Below are 9,666 nucleotides of genomic sequence, written 5' to 3'. Positions count from 1 at the left end.
CAGGCCAGGCAGGTCCGGCAGCCGGTCGACGGGTCCGCGCAGCTCGAGCGCGACCGGCTGGACCAGCGAGCCGGCCAGGGCGTCGAGGGCCGCGGCGACCTCGTCCACCGCGGCGACCAGCGCGAGCTGCAGGGGCGCGTCCGCCTCCTGCAGCAGGGCCGGGAGGCGGGCGACGTCGCACACGAAGGGCCCGACGACGGCTCCCTCGGGAGGCGCCTGGCGGGACATGTGCTCCTTGACCGCGACGTCGACGGGCGCGTCGCCCGGCGGGAAGATCGCGGCGTCGTCGAAGAGCCTCACGAACGCGTCGCTCGTCACGACCGCCCCCAGGACAGGTGGTAGACGCCGTCGTCGACCGCGCGACCGCCCTCGCCCAACTCCAGCGGCCGGAACGTGTCGACCATGACCGCGAGCTCGTCGAAGGACTCGGCGCCCAGGCTCGCCTCGATCGCGGACGGCTGCGGACCGTGCGAATGCCCGCCCGGGTGGACCGAGATCGACCCCCGACCGATCCCCGACCCCTTGCGGGCCTCGTAGTCGCCGTCGACGTAGAACATGATCTCGTCGGAGTCGACGTTCGAGTGGTAGTACGGCACCGGCACCGCCAGCGGGTGGTAGTCGACCTTGCGCGGCACGAAGTTGCAGATCACGAAGTTGTGGCCCTCGAACACCTGGTGCACCGGTGGCGGCTGGTGCACGCGCCCCGTGATCGGCTCGAAGTCCGCGACGTTGAAGGCGTACGGGTAGAGGCAGCCGTCCCAGCCCACGACGTCGAACGGGTGCCGCGGCACGACGTGGACGGTGCCCGCCAGACCCCCGGGTCCCGAGCCGCGGTGCTTCACGTGGACGTCGACGTCGGTCTCGTCGCGGACCTCCGGCTCGGTCGGTCCCCGCAGGTCCCGCTCGCAGTAGGGCGCGTGCTCGAGCAGCTGCCCGTAGCGCGACAGATAGCGCTTCGGCGGACCGATGTGGCTGTTCGCCTCGATGCAGTACGCCTGCACGGGGCCGTCGGGAACCCAGCGGTGCGTCGTCGCGCGCGGCACGACGAGGTAGTCGCCCGGGCCGAACGGCAGGTGGCCGAACACCGTCTCCAGGACGCCGCTGCCGCGCTCGACGAAGATGCACTCGTCGCCCGTGGCGTTGCGGTACAGCGGGGACGCCTGCGCGCCGACCGCGTACGAGATGCGCACGTCCGCGTTGCCGAGCACGAGTCGCCGGCCATTCACCAGGTCGCGCTCCGCGTCGCCGAACAGGTCGTGCAGCTTGAGGTGCCGGGGCAGCAGCGGCTCGTTCGGCATCGTGGCCTGGTCCGGCAGCGTCCAGGGGCGTGCCTCGACGATCGCCGAGGGAACGCCGAGGTGGTACAGCAGGGACGAGTCCGAGCTGAAGCCCTCCTCCCCCATCAGCTCCTCGCGGTACAGCGACCCGTCCGGGGCACGGTGCTGCGTGTGGCGCTTCGGCGGGATGCTCCCGGCGCTGCGGTAGTGGGCCATGTCAGGCCCGCTCAGAAGTTCCCACGGCGGGCCTGCTCTCGCTCGATCGCCTCGAAGAGCGCCTTGAAGTTGCCCTTGCCGAAGCCCAGCGACCCGTGTCGCTCGATCAGCTCGAAGAAGACCGTGGGGCGGTCCCCGATCGGCTTGGTGAAGATCTGCAGCAGGTAGCCGTCCTCATCGCGATCGACCAGGATGCCGCGTCGCTGCAGCTCCTCGATCGGGACACGGACCTCGCCGATGCGCTCCCGCAGGGCCGGGTCCGTGTAGTAGGAGTCGGGCGTGGCGAGGAACTCGATGCCGGCGTCGCGCAGCCAGTCGACCGTGGCGAGGATGTCGTTCGTGGCCAGCGCCAGGTGCTGGACGCCGGGGCCCCGGTAGAACTCGAGGTACTCGTCGATCTGGGACTTCTTCTTGCCCATGGCGGGCTCGTTGAGCGGGAACTTGACCCGGTGGTTCCCGCTGGCCACGACCTTGCTCATCAGCGCGCTGTACTCCGTGGCGATGTCGTCGCCCACGAACTCGGCCATGTTGGTGAAGCCCATGACGCGGCCGTAGAAGTCGACCCATTCGTCCATGCGGCCCAGCTCGACGTTCCCGACGACGTGGTCGAGGGCCTGGAAGATCCGGCGGGGCGCGCCCTCGGGTCGCCGCATCGTCGACGTGCGCTCGACGAAGCCGGGCAGGTAGGGCCCCGTGTAGCGGCTGCGGTCGACGAGCGAGTGGCGGGTCTCGCCGTAGGCGGCGATCGCGGCCATCCGCACGGTCCCGTGCTCGTCGCTCACGTCGTGCGGCTCCTCGAGGATCGTGGCCCCCTGCCGCCGTGCGTGCTCGACGCACGTGTCGACGTCCGGCACCTCGAGCGCGATGTCGACGACACCGTCGCCGTGCTGCCGGTGGTGGTCCATGACGGGGCTGTCCGGGTCGACGCCGCCGCGGATCACGAAGCGCACCGCACCGCTGGCCAGGACGTAGGCGTGGTGGTCGCGGTTGCCGGTCTCGGGACCGGAGTAGGCGACCATGTCCATCGCGTACGCGGACATGAAGAAGTGCGCCGTCTGCGTCGCGTTGCCGACGTTCCAGACGAGCGCGTCCCAGCCGGTCACCGGGAACGGGTCGGCCGCGGCGTCGTGCTCGACGAGTCCGACCAGCTGCTGCAGCTGCTCGAGGTCGAGGTGGGCGAGGCGTTCGGCATCCGTGAGGTCGAGGCTCATGTGACTCAGGACACACCGTGGGTACGATCGAGACAACCTCCGCTGTTCGTGGTGGTCAGACTCGACATCGCGCCCATCTCATCCCGGTGCGAACTAGGCAGATTGCGAGGCCGGTGCCGCATGGTCGACCCCTTGGACGTGGCCCTCATCGAGGCCATGCACCTCCATCCCCGCGTGGGTGACCTCGAGCTGTCGCGGATCGTCGGTGTCGCGCGGGCCACCGTGCAGGCGCGGCTGCGCAAGCTGCAGGAGTCCGGGGTCATCACCGGGTACGCGCCCGACATCGACCTCGCGGCCGCCGGCCACCCGGTCCAGGCCTTCGTCACGCTGCAGATCGTGCAGGGCTCGATCGACGCGGTGACCGAGGAGCTCGAGTCGCTGCCCAGCGTCCTCGAGGCGTTCATCACCAGCGGCGAGGCCGACATCGTGTGCCGGATCGCCGCGACGTCCCACGAGGACCTCAAGGACACGCTGCTGCACATCAGCGGGTCGGGATCGGTGGCCCGCACAAGCAGTGTGATCGTGCTGTCCGAGCTGGTGCCGATGCGGGTCCTGCCGGTCCTGCGCAAGGGCGCCGCCGGGAGTCCGCCGCGCGCCCCCGCGTTCCGCTGACGCTGTCCGGCTGTGCCGTCGGGACTCTCATCGCGTACTCATCCGAATCGGCGAGCGACCCGCGAGAATGGGACCATGCGCCTGCGTCCCCTCCTCGCCGCCTGCGCGGTCGGCGTCGTCATCCTGGCGCTCGGTGGGATCCTCGTCGGCCGGCTCATGCCGGCCAGCGGGACGGACGGCCGGATCGAGCCGGTGATCCTGACCCCGGTCGGCGCCTCGGCGAGCCCCACGGACGAGCCGCCGGCCATCGAGCCGACGCCCCCGGCGCCGACGGCGACGACACCGCCGCCACGTTCCACCCCCACGGCCGAGCCCCCGCGCCGCACGGCCGCGCCCAAGCCCAAGCCCAAGCCGAAGCCCGTCAAGCCGAGTCCGCGTCCGGTCGACGATGATGATGACGACGACGATGATGACGACGACGGCCGGGACGACGATGACGACGACTGAGGGCACGAGCCTGCGGAAGCAGCGCAGGTGACGGTGCCGTGGGCCCGCATCTCGGTCCGTCAGCGACTGATGACCGCGATCGCCGCCCTCGTGGGGACCGCCCTGCTCGCCGCCGGGGTGACGATGTGGATCGTCGAGTCCCGCCGCATCGACCAGGGCATCGACACCGCGATCACCCAGGAGTTCGCCGAGTTCAGGAAGTCGTTCGGTCGCGATGAGGTGATCGGCGCCGATGAGCGGCTCCTGGCCTTCCTCGCCCGCACCCTGCCGGAGGAGGGCGAGGTCGTCTGGATGTTCCCGGCGAGCGGCGGCCCCCGCTACATCGGCGACGAGGACAGCGACCTGCTCGACTCCCCCGCCTTCTCGCGGCTCGTCGAGGACATGAGCGCCGAGGGCGGACTCCGCGACTTCGAGGTGCCCCGCGGCGACCGGTACCGAGTCGGCGTCCTGCCCGTGCTGCAGGGCGACCAACGCGCCGCCCTGGTCGTCACGCGCAACCACTCCGAGGCGCAGGAGCCACTGACCGACCTGCTCACGACGTACGCCCTGGTGGGCCTGCTGTCGCTGGTCGTCGTCACGGCCGCATCCGGGTGGGTCGCGGGTCGGCTCCTGCGACCCCTCGCCCGGCTGCGCGACACGGCCCGCGACATCAGCGCCCGCTCCCTGGACGAGCGGCTCGAGGTGACCGGGCACGACGACCTCACGGACCTGCAGGTGACGTTCAACGAGATGCTCGACCGGCTCGAGGCGGCCTTCACGACCCAGCGCAAGATGCTCGACGACGCCGGCCACGAGCTGCGGACGCCGCTGACGGTCGTGCGCGGCCACCTGGAGGTCATGGACCAGCACGACCCGGAGGACGTCGAGGAGACGAAAGCACTCCTGCTCGATGAGGTCGACCGGATGTCGCGCCTGGTCGACGACCTGCTCGTGCTGGCGAAGTCGCGTCGACCTGACTTCGTCCGGCGCGAACTCGTCGACCTGGCCGCGTTGGGCGAGGGTGTCGTCGCACGGTGCCGCGGCCTGGCCGACCGCGACTGGCGGGCCAACCTGTCCGCCGCCGGCACGGGGCAACTCGACGGCCAGCGACTGACCCAGGCCCTGCTGCAGCTGGCCGACAACGCCGTGCGCCACACCGGGGCCGGCGACACGATCACGATCGGGTCGCGGTCCTCGCTCACGACCCTCGAGCTGTGGGTCGCCGACGACGGCCCGGGTGTCGATCCGGAGCTGCGCGAGTCGATCTTCGACCGGTTCACGTCGACCGGCACCCACGACGGGTTCGGGCTCGGGCTGTCCATCGTGAGCGCGATCGCCCAGGCCCACGGGGGCACGGTCCGCCTCGACGACACGCCACCGGGCGAGGGGGCCGTCTTCCGGATGCGCGTGCCGATCACGGAGGATCAGTGACATGAACCGGATCCTGGTCGTCGAGGACGAGGCGCGGATCGCGTCCTTCATCGCGAAGGGCCTGCGGGCGGAGGGGTTCACCCCCACGGTCGTGGGCGACGGCATCACCGGCTTCGACTACGCGATGAGCGGCGAGTTCGACCTGATCGTCCTGGACATCGGCCTGCCCGGGATGGACGGCTTCACGGTGCTGGAGCGCCTGCGCGAGGAGGGCTCGGCCCTGCCGGTCATCGTGCTGACGGCGCGTGACTCGGTGACCGACACCGTCGCCGCCCTCGAGGGCGGCGCCGCCGACTACATGAGCAAGCCGTTCCGCTTCGCCGAGCTGGTGGCACGGGTGCGGCTTCGGCTGCGCAGCACGGGCCAGACGGTCGTCAACGAGGACCTCACCGCCGGGGACGTGCGCCTGGACCTGCGCAGCCGTCGCGCCTACGTGGGCGAGCGGGAGGTGGAGCTGTCGGCGCGCGAGTTCGCCCTCGCGGAGGTGCTGATCCGCCACCGCGGGCAGGCGCTCTCGCGCGAGCAGCTGCTGTCGCACGTGTGGGGCTACGACTTCGACCCCGGGTCGAACGTCGTCGACGTCTACGTCGGCTACCTGCGCAAGAAGCTGGGGGCCGCCCTGGTCACGACCGTGCGGGGCGTGGGCTACCGCGTGGAGTGAAGCCTTCGCGACGAGGACGAGTCATCCGTTCCCCTGGACCTCGCACGCGACTGCCGACCGACGACCAACGAGCATCCAGCCCCGAGCAGGCCCATGATCGCCGAGGCCACGGCCAGCGAGCGCGTTCGCGGATAGGAGCTCTCCGCATCGTCGAGGGTCGCCACTGTCGCGCGCGCCTGCGCGATGGCGTCGTGCGCTGCCGATGCCGACGACTCGTAGGCACGCTGGGCAACGTCGTTGTCCTCGGCGGCGTCAGCCCGTGCCTGCTCGTACTCCGCCGAGCTCTCCTCGGGTGGCCCGTCGCCGAACGGGAAGGTGACACGGCCCGACTCCGCTCGCACCTCCGCCAGGGCGCGCTGCACCTGCGCTTCCTGGAGACTCTCGAGGGCGTCGGCACGGTCGGCGCGGGCGGCCGCGACCTTCCGGCTCGCCTCCGCCTCCTCCGCTCGTGCCGAGGACAGCGCCGAAGCGGCGATCGCGAGTGCCACTCCAGCGCCGACCACCACCGCGAGGCTGATGACCAGGGCCGCGATGCTCTTCGTTCCCACTGGGCTCTCCTCCGTCAGGGGCACACCACGGTGACCCGAGTGTGACCCAGGACGAGCCCTGCTGTCCTGCCTTCCTGCCGCTGCACTGGACCACCGCTGATCGACCGCCCCGCGAGACGGGTGTCGGGTTCAGGCAGGGACGAGTTCTCGCTGCAGGGGTCGGTAACGCTGGTTGCGTCGCCAGGTGCCGCGGATCTGGAACTCGGGATGGCGGTCGACGAATCGGATCGGGATGTCGGCTTGGTGGACGTACCTGTGGTGGTGTGCGCAGAGCAGGACGCCGTCGTCGATGGTGGTGTGTCCGCCGTCGGACCATCGGGTGGCGTGGTGGCTCTCGCACCAGCCGGGTGGTCGGTCGCAGCCGGGGTAGGCGCAGCCCTGGTCTCGTTGGGCCAGGGCGATGCGTTGTTTCTGGGTGTGGAAGCGCTTGGTCCGGCCGACGTCCAGGGGGACTGATGCGCCGTTCATGACCGTGGGCAGGATGCCGGCGTTGCAGGCGAGCATGCGGAGCTCGCCGGCGCTGATGCTGGTGCCGAACTCGGTGACCCCGGCGCGGTCGGTCCCGCCGCGCAGTGACTGTTCGTCGATCGTGACGACCAGTGCGGCGTTCACGCCGCCGTGGTTGCCGAAGCTGTCGCTGGGCAGGTGACGGATGATCTCGGCGAACGCCTCACCGGCCTTCTCAGCCGGCGTCATGTCACGGCGATCCTCGACCGGCGTGACGTCGACGCCCGTCTTCTCCGCAACAGCCAGTGCCCGCTTGCGGGGGCTGGTCTTCGACTCGATGACCGCACAGAGCATGTCCGCGGTGAGGGCGTCGGTCTTGCCGCCGAACTTGACCAGTCCGGTGGTCTCGTCGGGTCGTCCGATCCAGAACTCCGACAGCTGTCGCTGGGCGTGCTCTTCGCGTTGGAGGCGCTTGTTCTCGATGTCGTCAGCGCGCTTGATGTCGAGGGTCTCCAGGGCGCGCTTGGCCTTACGGGTCAACTGATCGGCCGTCATCTCCTGGGCAGCCTCCACCAACTCGAACTCGACCTGATCACGCTGCGCGGCCGTCAAATCAGCGGGCAGGTCGTCCAGTGCACCGGTGACGATCGCGGCCTTCGCCGTGGACATGCCCGGCCTCGCGAGCGCCTTCTGCACTTGGGGTGCGGTCTCGATCCGGGTGGCGAGCTTGATCTGCTTGGTCGCCTCACGCCGCGTGATCCCAGCGCCTTGGGCGACCAGCGCGGTCATGTCGACCGCGTCGGTGCCCTGATGGGCCTTCTTCTGCTCCGCGACAGCGAACAACGCCATCTTCAACGCCGCCGCCTCACGCTCCAGCGACTGCACCGCAGCCGCCTCAGCCGCCACCTGATCCGGGGTCAAGGACTCGAGGTCACGGGCACGCGCAGACGCCAGGAACCGCTGCCCCGACCTGAGCCCACCGATGACGTCCACGAATCCCCCGACTTACTCGAACTGATGTTCCCATCGTATTGGGTGAAGAGAGGTGGGCACAATAAGAAGTCCACATCGTGGTCGGGGCAACCTCGGTCCCTCAGCGGCGGAGGCTGAAACCGGACAGGCGGGCGGCGGGCAGTGCGGCCAGCATCGGCTCGACCCGCTCCACCAGATCTGTCGTGGTCGGCCGGGCGGCGGGATCCATCGTGAGGCAGTCCATGACCAGGTCGCGCAGTGGCGCCGGGACGAAGTCGGGCATCGGGGCCGGCGGAGCGGTCAGCTGGGGCCACCGCTGCTCGTCGGCAGCGCCGGTGGACCGCCAAGCCCGGTGCCCCACGGCCGCGCGGTAGAGCGTGGCGCCGATGGACCACACGTCGCTGGCCGGCGTGATGGGCCCGTGCCTGATCGGGTCGCACTGCTCCGGCGGCATGTACTGGTCCGTGCCGACGGGCTGGTCCAGGCTCGCGGCGTGATCGACGTCGAGCGCCAGGCTGAGGTCGATGAGCTTCGCCGGTGCGCCCATGATGACGTTGCTGGGCTTGACGTCGAGATGGACGAGCCCCTGGGTGTGCAGGTAGTGGATGCTGCCGGCCAGCTCCAGCGCCAGCGGCAGCAGCTGGTGCAGCTGCACCGGTCCGTCGCGGGTGATGAGCGCGGACAGGGTCGGGCCGTCGAGGTGCTCCATGACGAAGTACGGGCGCTCGACCTCGTCGTCGGCGTCGTAGATCCGCACGATCGACGGATGGGCCAGGCTCGAGAGGACCTCGATCTCGCGCCGGGTCCCCTCGATCGCGTCGGTGTCCGCCAACAGCTCCGGCCGGACGATCTTGACGACGACCGGAGCCAGTCGGTGCTCGTCGTACGCGAGCCACACCTCGTGGTGCAGGCCGCCGCCCAGCTCGTGCAGGCCGACGAGCCCCGGCGGCAGGTCAGCCGCCGGGGTCTCGTACGAGGGGGACGACATCAGCTGGCGGCGCGGCTCGGCGCGGACTGGCGCGAGGGTGCGCTCGCGGCCGTCTGACGGCTGGGCGCCGACTGACGGCTCTGGACCGACTTGCGGCTCTGGACGGACTGACGGCTCTGGACGGACTTGCGGCTCTGGACGCTGGCCTTCGACTTCGTGGAGGCCACGGTGTTGCGCGACTGGACCGTGTTCGCCGTCGGGTCGTCGGTCGCCTGGGACGTGGTGGGGGCGGCCGACGTCGACGCGACCGACGCCACGGTGTTGCGCGTCGGGTCTGCCGTCGGGTCGGGGCTCGGCGTCGGGTCGGTGTCGTCGTCGACCGTGGAGACGACGCCGGTCGTCGAGTCCTCGCGCTTCGCGGGATCGGTCGTGCCGCCCACTGCGGCCTGGGCGACCACGACGCCACCGGTCGTCAGGGCGATGGTCCCGGCGAGTGCCACGATGCCTGTGCGGATGCTGCTCTTCATGGGTTCCTCCTCGTGTTCATGTGCCTTCACCCTGACGGCGCGCCGTGAGGCTCCTGTGAGACGTCCATGAGAGGACTCTCATGAAGTGCCGGAGTCGTTTCGACCGGCTCCGCCCCGATGTCGGAGCCACACGGCAGACTGAGCCCGTCATGACCTTCCACCTGCATCGCGCCGAGCGCACGGACGTGCTCGCCGACGACCTCGCCGAGCTGCTCGCCCAGCCCACCGACGACCCCTTCGCCACCGAGCTGGTGGTCGTGGCGGCGATCGGCACCGAGCGGTGGCTGTCGCAACGACTGAGCCATCGCCTCGGCGCCGGTCCGGCCGGGGGCGACGGCGTCACGGCCGGGATCCGGTTCGCGCGGCCGCACTCGATCGCGGCCGAGCTGCTGGGCGTCGACGACGACGAC

At 70.6% G+C, this 9,666-nt stretch carries 11 protein-coding genes and 1 pseudogene; 5 read left to right on the top strand and 7 right to left on the bottom strand.

Annotated features, from left to right (window positions below; all coding sequences use genetic code 11):
* The 3 genes and pseudogenes from RT323_RS14630 to hppD all read right to left on the bottom strand — a co-directional run.
* Window positions 1-300 (bottom strand): annotated as a pseudogene (locus RT323_RS14630) (hypothetical protein); the annotation flags it as partial.
* Between the two features lie 14 nt (window positions 301-314).
* Window positions 315-1,493 (bottom strand): cupin domain-containing protein, encoded by a 1,179-nt coding sequence (locus tag RT323_RS14625; protein ID WP_313409762.1) that lies wholly within the window; start codon window positions 1,491-1,493, stop codon window positions 315-317.
* Window positions 1,494-1,504: 11 nt separating this feature from the next.
* Window positions 1,505-2,704, bottom strand: coding sequence for a 4-hydroxyphenylpyruvate dioxygenase (hppD, locus tag RT323_RS14620; RefSeq protein WP_313409760.1), 1,200 nt, complete (start codon window positions 2,702-2,704; stop codon window positions 1,505-1,507).
* A gap of 120 nt (window positions 2,705-2,824) precedes the next feature.
* Between hppD and RT323_RS14615 the strand changes: the two genes are divergently transcribed.
* The 4 genes from RT323_RS14615 to RT323_RS14600 all read left to right on the top strand — a co-directional run bounded on the left by RT323_RS14615 (window position 2,825) and on the right by RT323_RS14600 (window position 5,834).
* A complete protein-coding gene (locus RT323_RS14615) occupies window positions 2,825-3,316 on the top strand; it encodes an Lrp/AsnC ligand binding domain-containing protein (RefSeq protein WP_313409759.1) in 492 nt (163 codons plus the stop codon).
* A gap of 75 nt (window positions 3,317-3,391) precedes the next feature.
* The gene (locus RT323_RS14610) at window positions 3,392-3,763 is read left to right on the top strand and encodes a hypothetical protein (RefSeq protein ID WP_313409757.1); all 372 of its coding nucleotides are present in this window, start codon (window positions 3,392-3,394) and stop codon (window positions 3,761-3,763) included.
* A 27-nt stretch (window positions 3,764-3,790) separates the two neighbouring features.
* Entirely contained in the window at window positions 3,791-5,173 is a 1,383-nt protein-coding gene (locus tag RT323_RS14605; protein WP_313409756.1) for a HAMP domain-containing sensor histidine kinase, read from the top strand.
* 1 nt (window position 5,174) lies between these two features.
* Entirely contained in the window at window positions 5,175-5,834 is a 660-nt protein-coding gene (locus RT323_RS14600; RefSeq protein ID WP_313409754.1) for a response regulator transcription factor, read from the top strand.
* On the opposite strand, the gene RT323_RS14595 is transcribed toward RT323_RS14600, so the two are convergent.
* The 4 genes from RT323_RS14595 to RT323_RS14580 form a co-directional block, all read right to left on the bottom strand.
* On the bottom strand, window positions 5,819-6,382 hold the full coding sequence (locus RT323_RS14595; RefSeq protein ID WP_313409753.1) for a hypothetical protein: 564 nt from the start codon (window positions 6,380-6,382) through the stop codon (window positions 5,819-5,821). The genes RT323_RS14600 and RT323_RS14595 overlap by 16 nt on opposite strands.
* Window positions 6,383-6,511: 129 nt before the next feature.
* The gene (locus RT323_RS14590; RefSeq protein WP_313409751.1) at window positions 6,512-7,750 is read right to left on the bottom strand and encodes a DUF222 domain-containing protein; all 1,239 of its coding nucleotides are present in this window, start codon (window positions 7,748-7,750) and stop codon (window positions 6,512-6,514) included.
* Window positions 7,751-7,922: 172 nt separating this feature from the next.
* Window positions 7,923-8,789, bottom strand: a complete 867-nt coding sequence (locus RT323_RS14585) for a serine/threonine-protein kinase (RefSeq protein WP_313409749.1) — start codon at window positions 8,787-8,789, stop codon at window positions 7,923-7,925.
* Entirely contained in the window at window positions 8,789-9,256 is a 468-nt protein-coding gene (locus RT323_RS14580; RefSeq protein WP_313409747.1) for a hypothetical protein, read from the bottom strand. The genes RT323_RS14585 and RT323_RS14580 overlap by 1 nt, the downstream gene beginning before the upstream one ends.
* Window positions 9,257-9,405: 149 nt before the next feature.
* Here RT323_RS14580 and RT323_RS14575 point away from each other — a divergent pair.
* On the top strand, window positions 9,406-9,666 hold a 261-nt coding region (locus RT323_RS14575; protein WP_313409745.1), incomplete at its 3' end, for an exodeoxyribonuclease V subunit gamma.

This window comes from Aeromicrobium sp., from assembly GCF_032084975.1.
Taxonomy (GTDB): Bacteria; Actinomycetota; Actinomycetes; order Propionibacteriales; family Nocardioidaceae; genus Aeromicrobium.
Note: the sequence above shows the minus strand (reverse complement) of the source record. Positions and strands in the feature narration are given on the sequence as shown.